This is a genomic window from Paenibacillus sp. FSL W8-0186, assembly GCF_037969765.1.
Taxonomy (GTDB): domain Bacteria; phylum Bacillota; class Bacilli; order Paenibacillales; family Paenibacillaceae; genus Fontibacillus; species Fontibacillus woosongensis.
On the sequence record NZ_CP150207.1, the window covers coordinates 4,778,405 to 4,796,554 of the forward strand.

The following is an 18,150-nucleotide window of genomic DNA, read 5'->3' on the forward strand; positions in this document are numbered from 1 at the left end:
CGAATCACGGACACGCTTTATGTGTGTGGGCGCGGTGCTCCTGTCTGTATTCTGTCGGTGTGGCGTTATATTTTCTGCGGAAGACCTGTGTAAAATGCTTAACGTCCTGGTAACCGATCCGTTCGGAAATATCGGCCAGCTTCAGCTGCGGGTTGAGCAGCAGTTGCTTCGCCTGCTCCATGCGCAGATGGATGACGTATTCCTTGAAGCCGTAACCTGTCTTCTGCTTAAATACTTGGCTGAAATAGACAGGGTTCAAATAGACAATCGAGGCTACCTTCTCCAGCGACAGGTCGGTATTGTAATAGGCCCGAATGTATTGGATCGCCACCTCGATAATCTCGTTGCCTCCAGTCGCGTAATATTCGAATTCATGGCTCGCCGAATCGTGATGCATTCTCTGCACCTCGCCGGGGACCTTGCTGAAATCATGCAGCATCCCGCTGTGCATAATTTGAAAGGGCACTCGCAAATATCGCTTTAAGTAACTGCGCAGCTCCTCAAGCAGACTCTCCAGCGATTTGTCTTCATCAACCGTGATTAGGCCGAGCAGGCTCTTGGCATCATAGGTTGTCACGAAGCCCCGTCCATACTGCGTCGTTAATTCGGACAGTACATTATCAATAATAAAATGCTCCAAATGAACGGCCCGGTCACTTTCCATCTTGACCATGATCAATTGAAACCGCGGGTGATTAGCGATTACAGCAGTCATATCCATCCCTCCAATGTCAAGACCGGAAGCCCAGCGCTGAAACATGGCTTCTCTCAGAAATTTCAAATTCGCCCGCAGCAGCTTCGATTCCCGCGCTTTTTCCGCTTCTTGATCGATAAGCTCCTTCAGCTTATCAATCATATCCCGCAGCAGATCTTTGCCGATCGGCTTAAGCAGGTAATCGACCGCCCCGAGCTTGATGGCTTCTTTGGCGTAATTGAATTCTGAATATGCGGAAATAATGACCCATTTTATGTGCGGATAGCCGCGCCTCGATAGCTGCATCAATTCCAGCCCCGTCATGCCCGGCATCAAAATATCGGTCAGCACCGCATCGATCGGATGGCTGCGCAGCAGTTGCACCGCCTCCTCCGGATTGGCAGCCAGATAAACATCATAATGCGGATAAGCTCTCTGAATGGTGCGCATGATCCCTTCCCGGATCACCGATTCGTCATCCACAATTAGAATTTTCATCCCTACGTCCTCCTTGTAGCGCTATCGGTATCGGTACGATAATGGTTACCGTCGTCCCTTCGCCCTGCCGGCTCTCCACGCTTAATCCATAGTTCTCGCCGAACATCATGCCGATTCTGGCATGCACATTATGCAGCCCGATTCCCCGCCGCGGCCGGCTTACCGGTTCGAGGGCCAAGCTTGGCCGTTTACGCAAATTCGCCTGAATCTGGTCAAGCGTAGCTTCATCCATGCCCAGGCCGTCATCGATGATTTTGATATGCAGCTGATGGTAGTGCCGCTCTGCATGCACCTGGAGCTTACACGGAGTGCCAAGTGGTTCCAGACCGTATTTCACCGCATTTTCGATGATTGGCTGAATGGTCATTTTCGGCAGCACAACGTCGAGCCAGTTCTCATCCACATCGATTTCCGTCTGCACACGGTCATTGAGACGGCTCCCGATAATCGTCAAATAGTGGCGAATTTGCTCCAGCTCCTGCCGCAGCGTCGTCTGGGAGGCCTCCTCCCAATTGCTGCTGTAGCGGAACATCTGCGACAGGGACAAAATGACGCGGCTCAGCCTTTCATTGCCCTTCTCATCAAGCATCCAGTAAATCATGTCCAGCGTGTTGTATAGAAAATGCGGATTCACCTGCGACTGCAGCGCCTGCAGCTGGGCGTTCTTCTCGCTGACCGAGGACAGCTTGATCCGCTTGATCAGCTCATCCATACGCTGCACCATCCGGTTGAAGGAGGAGACCAGGCTGTTGATTTCCTCGAACGAATTGACGTTCACGGAGCCACTGAAATTGCCCAGCTCTACTTTTTTCATTTCCCGTATGAGCAGCTTGAGCGGAGATGCAATCGTCCTGGACACAATGGAGGCCAGCATTGTAGAGACGATAATCAGAGCCAATACGACGACGAACAAGTACAGGCGGGTCTGGTTGATTTCCGAGTTGAAATCGCTTTTGGGTGTAATCCCGTATATCGTCCAATCGGCGAGCGCCGTACTGGCGGCTACGATCAGCTGGTCAGAGGTGTCATCCACAATAATGGCCTGATCCTGCGACGGTTTGGGCAGCTGAGAGAATCCCGTCGCGCCTGCCCCCTGCTGTCCTTTGCTGGCAATAAGCTGATCATCCATCCCCGTAATGAACACCCGGGTGCCGGGACTGATGCTCACGTTAGACAGCGCTTCGGTAATCGGGGCAGGATCGGTCTCGATCACAATCACGCCGATGGATTTGTAATCCATCAAGTCATAGAGCTGCCGCCCGAATACGAAGACCGTATCCTGCTGCATTGTATTTATGGGGGAGCCGGAGTACAGCCCAAGCCAGACCATGTTGCCCTTGGACGCTTGTAATTTGCTGTACCAATCGGTCTGCGCATAATTGATATCGATGACGCCCGCAAACTGCTTTTCGTAGCTGTATACTTTGCCGCCGTTCGTAATGATGTGGATGCCTACGATTTCCTTCCGGGAATAGAAGGCCGCCCCGATAATGTTCGTAATGGAGCGCTCGTTGATGACCGATACGGCCGGATTGCTGGACGTCTCCTGCAGCAGGCGCGTGAGTTCATAGTTGCCGTTCAGCGATTTGGTGACGCTGTTATAACCCTCAAGCATCAGATCGAACAACCCGGCAGTTTGCGAAATATTCTTCTCCGCAATGTCGCTGATTTTCGAATGGATAATCGCGAGTGCGCGCGTATAGTACAGGAAGCTGACCAAAATAAGGATCACGGTCATACATGTAAGGAAAAGCAGAAAAAGACGGCTATGGATAGATCGGAATCCTCGCGCCAATGATGTCGTCCCCTTTCATTCGCTGCAATAGTTTTTCCAGTTTATCACAGCATCCGCTTTTCAAATTCAGCCCTTAACGGCACCAGCTACCATGCCCTGGGTAATTTTATCCGCTAGCATAAAATAGATGACGATGACAGGAAGCGCGCCGAGCACGAGAAAAGCCCCGATCGCCCCATAATTAACCGAATACTGGCTGACGAAGCTGTTCACGCCAAACGGCAGTGTTTTTAGCGATTCGGCGGAAATGAATGTGGCGGCCAGAATGTATTCGTTCCAAATGTTGATAAACGTCAGAATGCATACCGTCATGATTGGCGGCACGGAAACCGGCAGCAAAATGTTGAGATATACGCGGAACACGCTGGCCCCGTCCATAATCGCCGACTCTTCGATTTCATGCGGGATCGTCCTCATGAATCCGTTCAGGATGAACACGGAAATCGGCGTCGAAAAAGCGATGTATGGAAAGATGATCGATAAATGCGTGTTGAGTATATGCATGTTTTTGAAAATAAGCATCAGCGGCAGCAGTGTAGCCTGCATCGGAATCATCATGCCGACCAGAAAGACAAGCATGACCGCCTGGCCGTATTTCCAGCGGAAACGGCTGATCGCAAAGGCGGCGAGCGAGCTGAGAAGGATCACGCTGATCATCGTGATTGAAGTGACGAAGAAGCTGTTCCATAGATAGCGGAAATACCTCCCGCCGGCCAGAGCCGAGCTGTAATTGATCCACTGCGGTGAACCAGGGAGAGCGAAGAAGCTGCCGGACAATATTTCCTCATTGCTTTTGAAGGAGTACAGCAGCAGCCAGAGCAGCGGGTATACCTGTGTCACGACGAGCAGCGAGAGGAATGCGATAACGATTCCTTTCGTAACAGAAAATCGGTTGCGTCTCGGTACGGAGGTTTCGTTCCGAACGGCCAGGGCACCCGGTGTATTCATTTCGATGTTCCTCCTTTACGAGAACCGTTTCTCTAGTGAATTGAAAACGAGGTTGATGATCAGCGTGGCGATCAGGCAAACTGCGACGAGAAATGCGGCAATCGCGCTGCCGTACCCGTATTTCATCGATAAAAATGACATATTGTACATATGGGTAGAAATCACATCGGTGGCATGGGCCGGACCCCCGGCCGTCATGACCATGACCATATCGAACGCCTGAAGCGAGCCGATGAAGGCCAGCACGATGGATATTTTAAAAATCGGGATAATGAGCGGGAACGTGATGTGGCGGTCGGCCTTGAAGCCTTCGGCGCCGTCGATCCGCGCTGCCTCGTAAAGCTCGCCCGGAATATTGGATATTCCCGTAAACTGAATCAGGGTATGATACCCGAGGTACTGCCATAGAGCGACAAAATAAAGAGCATACATGGCGACCGCCGGATCGGTCAGCCAAGGCCTTGTCCACGATTCCAGCCCTGCGGCGATCAGAACCTGATTCAGCATGCCGCCCATGGAGGCCGGGTTGTAAATGGTCTTCCACAGCTGGCCGACGACAACGACGGACAGGATGACCGGCAGAAAATAGCTCGACACCAGAAAATTGGGCCGTTTGATGAATCTCCGCAGCAAAATAGCGACGAGCAAAGCCAGCGGAATTTCCGCCATGGAGAACACGGCGAACATCAGCGTCCTCCGTACGGATGGCCAAAATACGGGATCATTAAAAAATAAATTGCTGAAATTCTTCAATCCAACAAATGTCGCCTCGCCGATTCCGTTCCAATCCAGCAGCCCGCTATACAGCGAGACGAGAATCGGGATGAACACCATGCTGCAATAAATGAGCAGGCAAGGCAGTACGAACAGGGTAATCGTAAGGCGGGAAACCTTAAGAACATTCATGCCGCATCCCCTCCTTTTTCCAGCCGATATGATTTAGCGTCAAGAGAGATGACAAAGGGAACAGCAAGTGTTCCCTTTCAATTATTAATGGTATTAATTATTGTTTGCCTCATACGCCGTCTGATGCTCTTTGGCCACCTCGGCAGAATCCTTATTCTGTACGAACAGGTTCTGGATGCTGCTCAAGTGAGCTTGCGCCGTGCCCGGATTCATCGTATTGTCGAACGCCAGATCGCCGCCTTTAACTTCTTTGAACAGATCAAGCACTTCCATGGCCATATCGGAATATCCGGCGGCCTTAAAGTCCCCCTCTACAATCTGCCCGATGCCCACCGCGCCTTTCGCTTCAAACGTCTCTTTCGGGAAATTCAGCATGAAGTAGTTCAGGAAATCCTTCGTCTCCTGCAAATGCTTGCTGTCGGCCGAGATCGCGAACGCGCTGCCCGGTGCCAGCATGAATTCGTTCGGATCGCCTTTGCCGTTGATCGTCGGGAATTTGAATACGCCGACTTTGCCATCTACAGATGATGTTTCAATTCCGCCCGTTGCCCAGGACCCCATATAGTACATGGCTGTCTTGCCTGTCTTGAATAAATTCTCCCCGGCATTGTAATCGAAGGAGGTAGCTCCTTCCTGGAACGCGCCTGCCGCGACCAGGCTCTGGAATGCGTCGACAGCTTCAATGAACGCCGGATCCTCGAAGGTCTTCTTATTCTCCAGCACATCGCTCAGGAAGCCCGGCCCGTTCGTGCGCAAGAGCATGTTCATGAACAGGAATGATCCCGTCCATGTGTCCTTCTCGCCGATGGCAATCGGCGTAATCCCCTTCGACTTAAGCGCTTTCACTACTTCGAGCATTTCTTCGAATGTCCCCGGCACCTCAACCCCCGCTTGTTCAAACAGCTCCTTATTGTAATACACAACCCCAATGTTGTTTCCGTCCGGCAATGCATAAATGCTGCCGTCAAAGCTGTACCAGTCGAGCAAGCCCTCCTGGAACGTATCCTTGAGCCCGTTCACTTCGAGCATATCATTGAGCGGGGCAAACAGATTCGCTTCCACAAAAGGCTTCATTTGCGCCGCAGGATTGACCACGGTAATGTCCGGAACCTCTTTGGAGGCAGCCTGCGTCTTCAGCTTCAATTTCTGCTGGTCCGTGTTAAGCGAATCGAGCTCGATCTTGATATTCGGATTTTCTGCTTCGTATTGCTTTACGAGCTTATTCATGATCTGATGCTTAGGATCGGTGGGATCTGGAAAAATATTTTGAAATGTAATCGTGATTTTTTTATCCGGAGCTTTAGCCTCCGCCCCGCCTGTCTCGATGCTGCCCGCATTGCCTTGGGTTTCTTTGGCTCCGCCCCCGCAGGCCGCAAGGCCAAGCAGCAAGGTCGATGCCAGCGCAAGGCTTATCATTTTAAATATTTTTGTCTTTGACACTTTATTCCCCCCCTTGTTATTTATATCCCTCATTATGAGCGGCAACCTTTCGTTTGGGGAGGTGCGATATTTAGGAATGAGGTTTGATTTTTTCGGAATTATCCTGCAACTGCAAAAAAAATCTGCCTCCCATTGGTTTGGGAAGGCAGATTTCACTCGCCAGCCTAGCTACTCAGTCACAAAGCCGTGTATGAGCGCAGGTGCTGTCGCCTGCTCGGCAATCGTAATATTCGCATAAATTTTCTCGATGACTTCTTCGACGTTTTCGCGGTTGGCATGAATCGTCACCAGGGACTCGCCAGCCGCCACCTTATCGCCGATTTTCTTGTTGAGCATCAGGCCAACTGCCAGATCGATTTCCGACTCCTTCGTCGCCCGGCCCGCTCCGAGGAGCATGGCCGCAGTGCCGATCTCGTCAGCGACGATGGAGGCGACAACGCCGTCTTTCTTCGCCGGCACTTCAATCCGGTATGCAGCCGTTGGCAGCTTCTCAGGATCATCGACGATCGAAGCGTCTCCGCCCTGATTTGCAATGAATTCCTTGAATTTCTCCAGCGCTTTCCCGCTGCGGATAACCTCCCGCAGCTTCTCCTCCGCTTCCTCCAGCGAAGCTGCCTTGCCTGCCAGGAAGACCATCTGGCGGCCAAGGGCCAGGCAGAGCTCCTCCAAGTCTTTCGGCCCGGTGCCGCGCAAGGTGTCGATCGCCTCACGGACCTCCAAGGCATTGCCGATTGCCTTACCTAGCGGCTGGCTCATGTCGGAAATGACCGCCATAGTTCTGCGGCCAACATTGTTGCCGATGCTGACCATGGCATGCGCAAGCTCCTTGGCGTCCTCTACGGTCTTCATAAAGGCGCCCGCACCCGTCTTCACGTCCAGGACGATCGCATCCGAACCGGAGGCGATTTTCTTGCTCATAATCGAGCTGGCGATCAGCGGAATTGAATCGACTGTAGCCGTCACATCCCGCAGCGCGTAAAGCTTCTTATCCGCCGGCGTCAAGTTGCCGCTCTGGCCGACGACCGCGATTTTATGCTCGTTGACGAGCTTCACGAACTCCTCCTTGGCCAGTTCGACATGGAAGCCCGGAATCGCCTCCAGCTTGTCGGTCGTGCCGCCCGTATGGCCCAGCCCCCGTCCCGACATTTTGGCTACGGGGATATCCAGCGCAGCGACCAGCGGTGCAAGAATTAGCGTCGTCGTATCGCCAACTCCCCCGGTGGAATGCTTGTCTACCTTCACTCCTTCGATCGCCGACAGGTCGATCATATCGCCGGAATGGGCCATCGCCATCGTTAAGTCGGCCCGTTCGCGCTCGCTCATATCCTTGAAATAGATCGCCATGGCTAGCGCGCTTACCTGATAATCAGGAATTTCGCCTCGCGTATAACCTTCGATAATGAAATTGATTTCCTCGGTCGTAAGCTCGTGCCCGTCGCGTTTCTTCTCAATCAAATCCACCATTCTCATCGCAGATTCTCCCTCACTCTGATCTGATTAGCTGCTCTTGCACAGCGTTTGCGCGTCCCATAACCTGACTTCCATCCAGCAATCCGAGCTTCCTTATCGCCGAAAACTGCAAAAACGAAAGAAAACTACAATGAAACCGCAGTCTCCAGAGCAACCTCCATCATGTCATGGAATGTCGTCTGGCGCTCTTCGGCCGTCGTCTCTTCTCCGGTGATCAAATGATCGCTTACGGTAAGAATGGTGAGCGCGTTCACGCCGAACTTGGCTGCGATCGTATAAAGCGCCGTCGTCTCCATTTCCACGCCGAGCACCCCGTGTTCCATCAGCTTCTTGACGACAGACTTGTCGTCGCGGTAGAACACATCGGAGGTAAAGACATTGCCGACGTGCATGTTCAGCCCTTTGGCTGCTCCGCGTTCATAGGCGGCCTTAAGCAGTTGAAAGCTGGCAATCGGCGAGTAATCATAACCGCCGAAGGTGTGCCGGTTTACGCTGGAATCCGTGCACGCCGCCTGGGCGAGAATGACCTCCCGTACATGAACATGCTCCTGCATCGCCCCGCAAGTACCTACGCGCATCAGGTTTTTTACCCCATATTCCTGAATCAGCTCATGAACGTATATTCCAATGGATGGAATCCCCATTCCGGTGCCCTGCACGGACACCCGCTTGCCTTGGTAGGTCCCTGTAAACCCAAGCATTCCGCGCACTTCGTTATAACAAGTCACGTCGCTTAAATAGGTTTCGGCAATATACTTTGCCCGCAGCGGATCGCCCGGCAGCAAAATCGTATCCGCAACGTCTCCTTGCTTAGCTGCGATGTGTACACTCATCACGGCTTCCTCCTCTATTGTTATTTCAAATCAGCCAGAAAGCTTACTCCATGCTCCGGCATTTTTACCCCAAAGTTATCCGCCACAGTTGCCCCAATATCCGCAAAGGTCTTGCGCAGCGGCAGCTCTTGTCCTTCTCCGGCAAAAGACTTCGAATACACCAGCAGCGGCACGTATTCGCGTGTATGATCCGTTCCCTTATAGGTCGGATCGTTGCCGTGATCCGCCGTAATAATCAGCAGGTCGTCGTCCTGCAGCAGCTCAAACACCTCAGGCAAGCGGGCATCGTATTCCTCAAGCGCCTGGCCGTAGCCCTTAGGATTGCGCCGATGACCATAGACGGCATCGAAGTCCACCAGGTTTATAAAGGATAGCCCGCTAAATGGCGTCTTGATCGTCTCGACCAATTTATCCATGCCATCCATATTGGACACCGTACGCACCGCCTTGGTCACCCCTTCTCCGTCGTATATATCGGAGATCTTGCCGAGGGCGATCACGTCGAAGCCCGCGTCCTTCAGCTCGTTCATCGTCGTGCGGCCGAACGGCTTGAGCGCATAGTCGTGCCGGTTCGATGTTCGCGTGAAATTTCCCGGCTCGCCAACAAACGGACGGGCGATAATCCGGCCAAGCATGTAAGGATCGTCTAAAGTGATTTCGCGGCAGAACTCGCAAATTTCGTACAGCTCCTTCAGCGGCACTACCTCTTCATGAGCGGCGATTTGCAGCACGGAATCGGCGGAAGTATAGATGATTAGCGCGCCCGTCTTCATATGCTCTTCGCCCAGTTCATCGATGATTTCCGTCCCGCTGGCCGGCTTGTTGCCAATGACCTTGCGGCCCGTCTTCTCTTCGATGCGGCGAATGAGCTCCTCCGGGAAACCATCCGGGAAGACGCGAAACGGCGTATCAATATACAGCCCCATAATTTCCCAGTGCCCAGTCATCGTATCTTTGCCTCGCGAGGCCTCCTGCATCTTGGTATAGTAGGCCAGCGGTTTATCCGCCTCAGGTACTCCCTTGACCGGCTTGATATTGGACAAGCCAAGCTTCGCCATGTTCGGCATGTTAAGCCCGCCGCAGGCCTCGGCGATATGCCCAAACGTATCCGCGCCCACGTCGTCGAATTCGGCCGCATCCGGCGCTTCACCGATCCCGACGGAGTCCAGTACGATCAAATGGATTCTCTTGAATTTTGCCATGCTCCCTCACTGCTTCCTTTCTGCGCTATGAGCGTTGATCATCTATTATCGATTGCTGCGGAGGATGCGCCGGTTAATAAGCGCTGCTGCCCTGCTCGCCCTTCACGATCTGCACCCCTGAGCTTGCGCCGATACGGGTCGCGCCGGCCTCAATCATCCGTTTGACATCTTCCAGGCTGCGGACTCCGCCAGAGGCCTTTACGCCTACGTCTGGACCTACGGTCCGGCGCATCAAGGCGATATCCTCGACTGTCGCTCCTCCGCCTTGGAAACCGGTGGATGTTTTCACGAAGTCAGCGCCGGCCTGCACAGCCAGTCTGCATGCTGTTACCTTTTCCTCATCCGATAGGAGAGATGTCTCTATAATAACTTTAACCAAAGCCTTGCCCGCAGCCGCATCAACGACGGCCTGAATATCGCGAAGAACGGTGTTGTCATCCCCGGACTTCAGCGCCCCGATATTGATGACCATATCGACCTCAGTTGCGCCGCTGTCAATCGCATCGGCCGTCTCGTAAGCCTTCGTCTTCGACGTGGAGGCGCCAAGCGGGAAGCCGATGACGGTGCACACCTTTACCTTCGTACCTGCAAGCTGTTCGGCGGAATAGGCTACCCACGCCGGATTCACGCACACGGAAGCGAATCCGTACTCCTTCGCATCTTCGGTCAGTTTCTTGATATCTTCTGTCGTCGCGTCAGACCGCAGCAGCGTATGATCGATCATGCCAGCTATACTCATAATTACGCTCTCCTCTATCGTTTGTATTCATGCCATAAATGATGCACGTCTGAACAATCTTATACTGTCTTATATCCAATCTTAACACCCGTGTGAACAAATGTATATCTGCGGTGAAATTATGTTCAACCTGTTCTTCTTATTATTCCCGCTATGCCAACAATATTCGGGGGAGCAGCCATTTCGGTTGCACCAGTTCATTCAGCTAACTCGTCCAACGCGGCTATGCCAGCCTCATCGGCATCCTTAATCGTCCTCTAACAATGCTTGCGCCGTAAATTGATCGGTCACCAGAATATTCGGGTACTTGCCATTGAGCGCTGCCCGGATGGCAGTCAGCTTGCGCTGCCCGCCTGCTACAAGGATAGACTTCTCCTTCCGGCGCAGGTCGGACAAATCAATGCCTACAGTTCGGTTGTTGATGTCATCGCTGACAATGTTTCCTTCCGCATCAAAAAAGCGGGAGCAAATATCCCCAGCACCCCGGTGCCGTAACAGTCTCTGCTCTTCCTCACTGAAATAGCCAAGCCGGAACAGCAGGGCATCCTCCTGAATCGTCCCTACCGTGAAAACTGCAATATTCGCCTGCTTCCCGAGCTGGATGATCCGCTGGATATGCCGATCCTCCTCGACCAATTGCTTGAGGGGAATGCTGTCGAAAATGACGGGCAGCGGCAGGTAACGCGCCACGGTACCATATGCCTCGGCAAACAATTGAACCGTCTCCGCTGCATACGTGTTAGTACGGGAGTGGCTGACGCCTCCTTTAAGCTGCACAACCTCGACGCCGCGCAGCTGCTTGGGCCGCAAATGGAGCGCCACTTTATGCATGGTCGTTCCCCAGGTCACACCGATGATGTCCGCATCCTTCACCGTTTCGTACAAATAGTCGGCTGCCTTCCTGCTAATATGCTCCTGAATTTCCTGATACTCGTTCTGCGGCGAATGGCAAACCAGCACCTTGTCGATACCGTATTTCTTTTTGACGCGGTCAGCCAGCGCATTCAAATCCTCTATAGGATCGACGATGCTAATGCGAACGTACCCCTGCTCCTTCGCATGCTGGAGCAAACGGGATACCGTGGGGCGGGATACGCCAAGCCGTTCCGCGATTTCCTGCTGGCTGTAATCTGAAAAATAGTACAGTCTGGCCGCCTCGATACTCAGGCTACGCTTGTCTTTTTCCATATATGCATCCTACTTTGACGTTAATTAATGGCAATGCCATTGCTTTCCAACCATTATAGTGCCTTCCTGGTTCCCTTGCCAGCAGCCGTTGCTGGATTTCGGCTTGGCTTCAGCGACGGCGCCGAGGCGCCCCAAATCGCGGAACGAAACGCAATACCCGCCAGACCAATCAATGCGGTGACTGCGCCAATGAGCATAAAGGCCGCGCCGGCTTGGATCAGCTTGATCAGGACGCCGCCAATCAAAGGCGCAGCCAGCATCACCAGGCTGACGATCGTGTTCTGAATGCCGAATACCCGGCCGATCATCTGCTCGGAGGTCTCTTTTTGCAGAATATAATTTTGCGTTACCATATACATGCCGTTGCCGATGCCGATCAGCGCACCGAGTCCGAGAAGCAGCAGAACGCCGCTCCCCGGCGGACACAGCCCCAGAAGGGCGATCCCGGTCCCGATCAGCACATAGCCCCCGCCGAGTCCCCAGCCGTAGCCGATGCGATTCAACCGGTTAAGAACGACAATCACGGCCACGGCCCCCGCTCCGATCGCAGACACCAGCCAACCGATCAGTGATTCATTCGCGGAATCGATCGCACGCAGCAGCGTCGGGAACTGATAATCGATCATCAGCAGTGCGGTCAAGCCGACAAAGCCGAACATCATCGTATACAGCACTTTTTTAGCCTGAAAAAGATACAGCCAGCCTTCGCGCCAATTTTGGAGAAAATCATCCCAGGCCCTCCCCCGTCCGGAATCCGTCCTCTGCAGCGGCTCCTCTGCAGGATGGGAGGCTGGAAGCGCGCGCAGCGGGAGCAGCAGTACGGCCGACAGCAGCCTTGCTCCGGCATTAAGTATAATGCACGCCTGAGGCGACAGCGCTGTCAGCGTCATCGCGCCAAGCAGCGGGCCGGCCACCTTCGAGGACTGGTTCACCAGACCGTTGCAGGATGTCGCCTGAAACAGCAGAGCCGGCGGCACGACTTGCCGTGTCAACGCCTGCTGGGCAGGCACGTGGAACACGCCGCAGGCCGCCCGCAGCGCCAGCAGCGGGAGCAGCCAGGCCATGTTGGGCGCAGCCAGAATGCATAGCGTCAGCACCACGGTAATGAGGTCGCAGACCATCATGAGCCGCGCTTTGCGCACCCGGTCCGCGACCGTTCCGGCGAAGGAGCCGAGCAGCACCGCCGGCAGCGCCATCGTCACCGGGATAAGAGCCAGCAGCACCGGGTCCACGCCCCACCGGTAAGCGACGAGCACCTGTATGGCGAGCGCGTCGAACCAATCGCCAAAGGAGGCAAGCGCATAAGCTCCAAACATATGCCTGAAGCTGCGTATCGATAGGAGGGAGGAGCGTTCTTTTGGTGTCATAGGGTAATCTGTCCTTTCATATCTCTAGATACCCTTATCCTATCCCGCGATTGTCAGAGAATGATCAGACGGCCTGGGCCACGGCTGCAGGCAGCTATGATAGAGATAATGCTCTGCCAATGACGGCTTCCATCTCCTGCTTATATTTCGATAGTCCTAGCTCTTCATCCAAAGAATCATAAAGCGACGCATATTTGTGCCGCATGTCCAGGCCAGGATGCTTCCGGTCGATATATCGCAGTATTTGGCAGAGCGAAATGATTCGAAGCGGGACGTTCAGCGACATCTCCAGCACATCCAGACCTTCATCAAACTTTTGCTCCGCATCCTTTCCCCGGCCGCGTGCCAAATCCAAAAGCCCCTGAACGATGCGAAAACGTCCGATTTCCCGCAAATACGGCATATCCTCGAGCAAGCGGGCCAATCGTTCCGCCACCTTGTCTGCTTCCTCAAGCTCTCCGGCCAGCACGTAAACATATATTTCCATAATCGCTACCGGCATGACAAATCCGCTGAGCCCATCAGTCTCAACCGTCTTCCTCGTCTCTGCGAACCGCTTCATAGCCTCCACTTCAAGTCCGGCATCCGCATACACCTCAAGGATGTTAAGAATACGCATTTCGCGATGCTCCTCCGGAGATAGGGCGTGCCGGGAAATGGCCTGTTCACAATAGCGCAGTATTTGCTCCGGCTCGGGATTCGTCCCTCGGTATAAAATCAGCAGCCAGTACAGCCGGGTTTGCAGCGGCAGGCCGTCCGCTTCCAGGAACCAGGCGACATCGCCTTGTATGAATTTCAGATAAACGACGTAGAACGGATCCAGCTCGAAGCCGAGTATGTCCTGCTGCGTAGCCAGCGCCAGCATCGATTTGCCTTGACCGAACAGGTGGTATTTCTTGAAAATATCCCGCACCGAGGAATTAACCTCGCGATCGCCGACCGACGGATTCATTATGGATTTCGGTTCCCCGACGGTCAGGCCGTATCCGTATCCCCGCACAGTATTGATGCGAATATGCGCCCAGGGAGACAACTTCTTCCTTAGGCGGTAAATATGATCATCCACTGTCCGCTCTACCGGAAATTCCATCGTCCACACCCGATCAAGGAGCTGATCACGCGTAAAAGCCCTGTCGCGGTGACGATACAGAAATTGCAGCAGCGCGAACTCCTTCGCCAGCAGCGTGATGCTCTCGGCGCCCCATTTTACTTTGTAGCCGGAAGGATCGAATGTCAGTCTCTCCATAACTACCCCTTCTCCAAATGTCTTATTAGATTTATCATAATCGATCACCGCCCTCCTGAGAAATGAAAAGCGTGCAATCGATCTGGGTGCAAAATAAAAATCCCCGAAGGAGGCAGTCAATATTGCTTTAGGCTGCCCCTCAGGGGATGATTTACGATGTTTTATTATGTTATAACATGGCAGGCGTACGCTTTCTCTTCTGTGGAAAATCGGGCAGCTCGTTTACAGAGACGACTTCATCCGTCTTCTTCTCCGGCTGCTTCCAATACTGTTCATTACCGGGAAGGTCGTCGAACCAGGACGCATCCTTCGGACAATCGAGGATCATCAATTTGCCGTAATCCCCGTCGCGGGACTGGTGGTATTTCAAGTAAGCCTTACCGTTTTCGATCGCGAGAATTTCGATCTTGCCGGACGTATGGCTCATCGACAGCCTGACCCTTTTGCCCAGACCAGATGTTCGCGCCTTCGCCTCCTCGACGATGCGGTAGACCTCTTCCAGGGAAAGGACAAAATCCCGGTTCCCCGCTACTGGCCTGTTCACGAAGAAGTAGTAAGGCGTAACCCCTGCCCAGGACAGCTTATCCAGCAGCTCGCCAAGCACTACAGGGTCATCGTTGATGCCTTTTAGCACCGGAGTCTGATTGACTACGATCGCGCCAGCCTCATGCAGTGCCTGGAAGCCGCGTCTCGCTTCCGCCGTAATTTCGCGCGGATGGTTAATATGAGCCATGACGTAAATGCGCTGCTCCGGCGTGGAATAGGTGCGGATCACATCGAGCAGTTCCTCGTCCTCGTAAATGCGCATCGGATTAAATACAGGAATCTTGGAGCCAAGACGAATGATCTTAACATGCTCGATTTCACGCAGCTGGGCCAGAATTCCCCGCAGCTTTTCCGTAGCCAGAATGAGGCTGTCCCCGCCGGTCAACAGGACGTTGTTGATTTCGGGATGCTTGGCGATATAATCGATCCCCGGCTGCACATCGGACATGGCCTCCTTCACGTCATTGCGGAACAAACGCTTGCGGAAGCAATATCGGCAGTACGCGCCGCATACCTCCGACACGATCAGCAGAGCTGTCGTCGTATACTTGTGCTGACAGCCCGGCACGACATAGTTGGTATCCTCGTCGGACGCATCCCAGCGGCCGTATTCCTCAAGCTCCCCTTCATTCGGGATAACCAGCTTACGAATCGGATCCTGGGGATCGTTCCAGTCGATCAGGTTCAAATAATAATCGTTCACCCGAAATACGAACTTCTCCGTAATCGGTTTCAAACGCGCCCGCTCTTCCTCCGGAATCATTGTCAGTCTGTCCAGATTCGTAATGTACTTCGTTTTCGCCTTTGTCATTTGTACATCCTCCTTCCTAGTAATCAACAAAAAAAGACCCCAAACCGGGGGTCTAGACACAGCTGCGCCAGCAAGGGTCAGAAGACAAAAATAGACCCCAAAACAGGGTCTAAAGAGACGTAATTAGTGATTTAAAACAGACCCATCCACTGCTGACGAGGTTAGCTGACGGACTCGGGTAAGATGGTACCCTACACCTCATAGGAATGAGTGATTCGCCCCAAGAAAAAAACTGGTTCCCCCGCTTTCCCGGCTATCACCAAGAAACTAAGCGTGTGTCTATGATACGGTGTACGGCAAAGATTGTCAACCTTAGGGCAAATAACAAGAGATTTGGAATAATTATAATATTCTTAAAATTTGACGTTTAATGTCATTTTCTGTCATCCGCCCTGTCATGGTCCGTTCTGGGTCAAGCTTTTGGCGAGGCGGCTCATACTGCGCCGTTATTTCATAAGTCGCCAGCTCGGAGGCAATGATTGGGCTGTCTTCCGGCTTAAGCTCCCTGACTTTACTATGCAGCGTTCGCGCAGCTCTGCTCGTTGACCATTTGTCAAAATACCGCCGATCCTCCCATGTCGTGCAAACCTGCAGCTCGTCGCATTCCCGGCTGTTATCCTTGATCAGCACTTCCATGAGCAGGAAGCCCTCAAAAGCATGAACCGGTAAAGGCGTCCTGAAGCGAGACAATACTTCATTTACCCTGCCTTTTCGAACCCGGATCGTTTGGATGGCCTTCATCATCACCATCATTTTCCGACCACTTCTTTCGATAGAAATGAACTTAAATACTCATAGACGAAAATGGCGGCATTCCCCCCGGCCTCAGCGTGGCGAATCAGCGATATACCGTGCGGGCCCTTGGCATAGACGGTCTCGGGGTGATTTTCGATGATCGCTTTAACAACGTTCAGCTCTCCAAGCATAGCCGCAGCAAAAATATCCATCCGTGCCCCGTGCGCCAGCAGCAGTCTTGCAATGCTGAAATTCCCGGTATGCGACGCGGCGCCGAGGGCGCTCTCCCAATCGCCGCTCCCCCAGTCGATGACCCCATGAACGAGCGCGGGCTCCTGCTTGAGCAGCCTTGCCACCTCATCATAATCGCCATGCGCCGCTACAATAAATTCACGTACCAGCTCATGATTTAAAGGCCCTCTTGGCATATATACCCCTCCTTGCCCGTTCTGTCCGAACCTCTCGCTCTCTGTATCTGTTCATCACTTTCCCGTTGCCGCTCGCCCTCTCTTCGGCACATCGCCGCACTGACAATGAGAAGCCATGATATATATACCAATGATGCTTGGTTCATCTTTCATTCCTCCGCCCTGCGTAATTGATAACCATTCTCAATAGTTGATCAATTACATTTTATTGATAATGATTCTCATTGTCAATAAAAGAGGACGGAATCTTTTCCTCCAATAAACTAAACTACGGATTTATGACTAGATGGTCAGGATCGGGTAACTAGATGTAATTCATGCAGTTAGTTCAGCGGTTTTGGCCGTGTTAGCGGGAACTAACTGTAAATCCTACATTTAGATTTGAGCTATTTCGGCGAATTTGCTCCATTCTGGCAAACTAATGTTTTGCATTTAGCACATGGTTTTTGGATAAATCAGCGTAACTAGCTGTATAAAATACATTTAGTTTTAAATTTTCAATAATTTCAATAATTCCAATAAATGGTTACTTGAGATTCTGGAAGGCAAAGAAAGGTATACGGGTACAAGTTACTTGCCCCGTGGAACAACCAGAACTTTATCTTAAGAAAGTGCACGTCCTATCGTTTGTGTAAAAGAGCTTGGTATCCTCCCGAAACAACGTTAAACTTCGCAGCCTGTACCATGTACCCCACTATTCAACCCAAAAAAAGATCAGCCTGAATTTTATATCAAGCTGATCCTTACGCGTCAGAATGCTGTATTATTGGGCCGAAATTGAGGTTGGAATAGGAAAGGACATTCAATTCCGCTTTGATATTGTTGCGGAGCTGTATCTGCTGATAGGATTCCGTCTCATGAAACAGCTCCTCAAGGAGCTTGTTCGTCCCTTCTCCAAAAGCGAGCTGCTGCGAGACATAGTTCATGTTCTTCAGCGTATTCTCCAGCACGGTAAGCTCCTGATTAAGGTTGTTCTGAAGCGCCGCTTCCACCTTATTGCCGAGAATCGAATTGATCGTATAGAAGGATATGAAGCCGAGACATATGAACGGAATCAAGCTGCTGATCAAAAAGATAGCGATGATCCGGTTTTGAACGTAACCTGCTTGAGCCGCTCCATCATAAAGTTCCTGCGCATGCGCCCTCCCCCTGCTGACTTTATTGATGTGAATCATACAAATTCATATTCATGAAGTCAATCGTTTCTCGTAAATCACCGTTTATGACAGAATGGATCATCGCGAACAACAACAAAGAGCGCTGCCCCTCAGGCAACGCTCTTCATACATATGGCTATGTTTCTA

At 52.4% G+C, this 18,150-nt stretch carries 16 protein-coding genes and 1 riboswitch; all 16 genes read right to left on the reverse strand.

From position 1 onward, the window contains the following. Positions 1–4: 4 nt before the first annotated feature. The 16 genes from MKX50_RS21465 to MKX50_RS21540 all read right to left on the reverse strand — a co-directional run bounded on the left by MKX50_RS21465 (position 5) and on the right by MKX50_RS21540 (position 18,021). Complete coding sequence (locus MKX50_RS21465; RefSeq protein WP_213593920.1) at positions 5–1,192, reverse strand: response regulator; 1,188 nt, start codon at positions 1,190–1,192, stop codon at positions 5–7. Further along, complete coding sequence (locus MKX50_RS21470; RefSeq protein ID WP_339157755.1) at positions 1,170–2,930, reverse strand: sensor histidine kinase; 1,761 nt, start codon at positions 2,928–2,930, stop codon at positions 1,170–1,172. Before MKX50_RS21470 ends, MKX50_RS21465 begins: the two co-directional genes overlap by 23 nt. A 123-nt stretch (positions 2,931–3,053) precedes the next feature. Next, positions 3,054–3,935, reverse strand: a complete 882-nt coding sequence (locus MKX50_RS21475; protein ID WP_339157756.1) for a carbohydrate ABC transporter permease — start codon at positions 3,933–3,935, stop codon at positions 3,054–3,056. A gap of 15 nt (positions 3,936–3,950) precedes the next feature. Then, positions 3,951–4,841, reverse strand: coding sequence for a sugar ABC transporter permease (locus tag MKX50_RS21480; protein WP_213593926.1), 891 nt, complete (start codon positions 4,839–4,841; stop codon positions 3,951–3,953). A gap of 93 nt (positions 4,842–4,934) precedes the next feature. After that, positions 4,935–6,257, reverse strand: a complete 1,323-nt coding sequence (locus MKX50_RS21485) for an extracellular solute-binding protein (protein ID WP_213594075.1) — start codon at positions 6,255–6,257, stop codon at positions 4,935–4,937. A gap of 192 nt (positions 6,258–6,449) precedes the next feature. Next, complete coding sequence (locus tag MKX50_RS21490; RefSeq protein ID WP_213593928.1) at positions 6,450–7,751, reverse strand: pyrimidine-nucleoside phosphorylase; 1,302 nt, start codon at positions 7,749–7,751, stop codon at positions 6,450–6,452. A 125-nt stretch (positions 7,752–7,876) separates the two neighbouring features. Beyond that, positions 7,877–8,584, reverse strand: coding sequence for a purine-nucleoside phosphorylase (deoD, locus tag MKX50_RS21495; RefSeq protein WP_213593930.1), 708 nt, complete (start codon positions 8,582–8,584; stop codon positions 7,877–7,879). Positions 8,585–8,604: 20 nt separating this feature from the next. After that, positions 8,605–9,786, reverse strand: a complete 1,182-nt coding sequence (deoB, locus tag MKX50_RS21500; RefSeq protein ID WP_155612056.1) for a phosphopentomutase — start codon at positions 9,784–9,786, stop codon at positions 8,605–8,607. 73 nt (positions 9,787–9,859) lie between these two features. Then, on the reverse strand, positions 9,860–10,525 hold the full coding sequence (gene deoC, locus MKX50_RS21505; protein WP_213593932.1) for a deoxyribose-phosphate aldolase: 666 nt from the start codon (positions 10,523–10,525) through the stop codon (positions 9,860–9,862). Between the two features lie 246 nt (positions 10,526–10,771). Then, positions 10,772–11,713 (reverse strand): sugar-binding transcriptional regulator, encoded by a 942-nt coding sequence (locus tag MKX50_RS21510; RefSeq protein WP_213593934.1) that lies wholly within the window; start codon positions 11,711–11,713, stop codon positions 10,772–10,774. 53 nt (positions 11,714–11,766) lie between these two features. Further along, positions 11,767–13,080: an MFS transporter gene (locus tag MKX50_RS21515; RefSeq protein ID WP_213593936.1), complete on the reverse strand. Its 1,314-nt coding sequence runs from the start codon at positions 13,078–13,080 to the stop codon at positions 11,767–11,769. A 94-nt stretch (positions 13,081–13,174) separates the two neighbouring features. Beyond that, positions 13,175–14,326 (reverse strand): winged helix-turn-helix domain-containing protein, encoded by a 1,152-nt coding sequence (locus MKX50_RS21520; RefSeq protein ID WP_213593937.1) that lies wholly within the window; start codon positions 14,324–14,326, stop codon positions 13,175–13,177. A 169-nt stretch (positions 14,327–14,495) separates the two neighbouring features. After that, entirely contained in the window at positions 14,496–15,683 is a 1,188-nt protein-coding gene (locus MKX50_RS21525; RefSeq protein ID WP_213593940.1) for a KamA family radical SAM protein, read from the reverse strand. A gap of 137 nt (positions 15,684–15,820) precedes the next feature. Beyond that, positions 15,821–15,967, reverse strand: a riboswitch (cyclic di-AMP (ydaO/yuaA leader). 58 nt (positions 15,968–16,025) lie between these two features. Further along, positions 16,026–16,427 carry an antibiotic biosynthesis monooxygenase gene (locus MKX50_RS21530; RefSeq protein WP_339157757.1) on the reverse strand — a complete coding sequence of 134 codons (402 nt, stop codon included), beginning with the start codon at positions 16,425–16,427 and terminating at the stop codon, positions 16,026–16,028. A 5-nt stretch (positions 16,428–16,432) separates the two neighbouring features. Next, complete coding sequence (locus MKX50_RS21535; RefSeq protein WP_213593944.1) at positions 16,433–16,846, reverse strand: ankyrin repeat domain-containing protein; 414 nt, start codon at positions 16,844–16,846, stop codon at positions 16,433–16,435. Between the two features lie 743 nt (positions 16,847–17,589). Next, a complete protein-coding gene (locus MKX50_RS21540; protein ID WP_213593946.1) occupies positions 17,590–18,021 on the reverse strand; it encodes a hypothetical protein in 432 nt (143 codons plus the stop codon). Between the last annotated feature and the right edge of the window lie 129 nt (positions 18,022–18,150).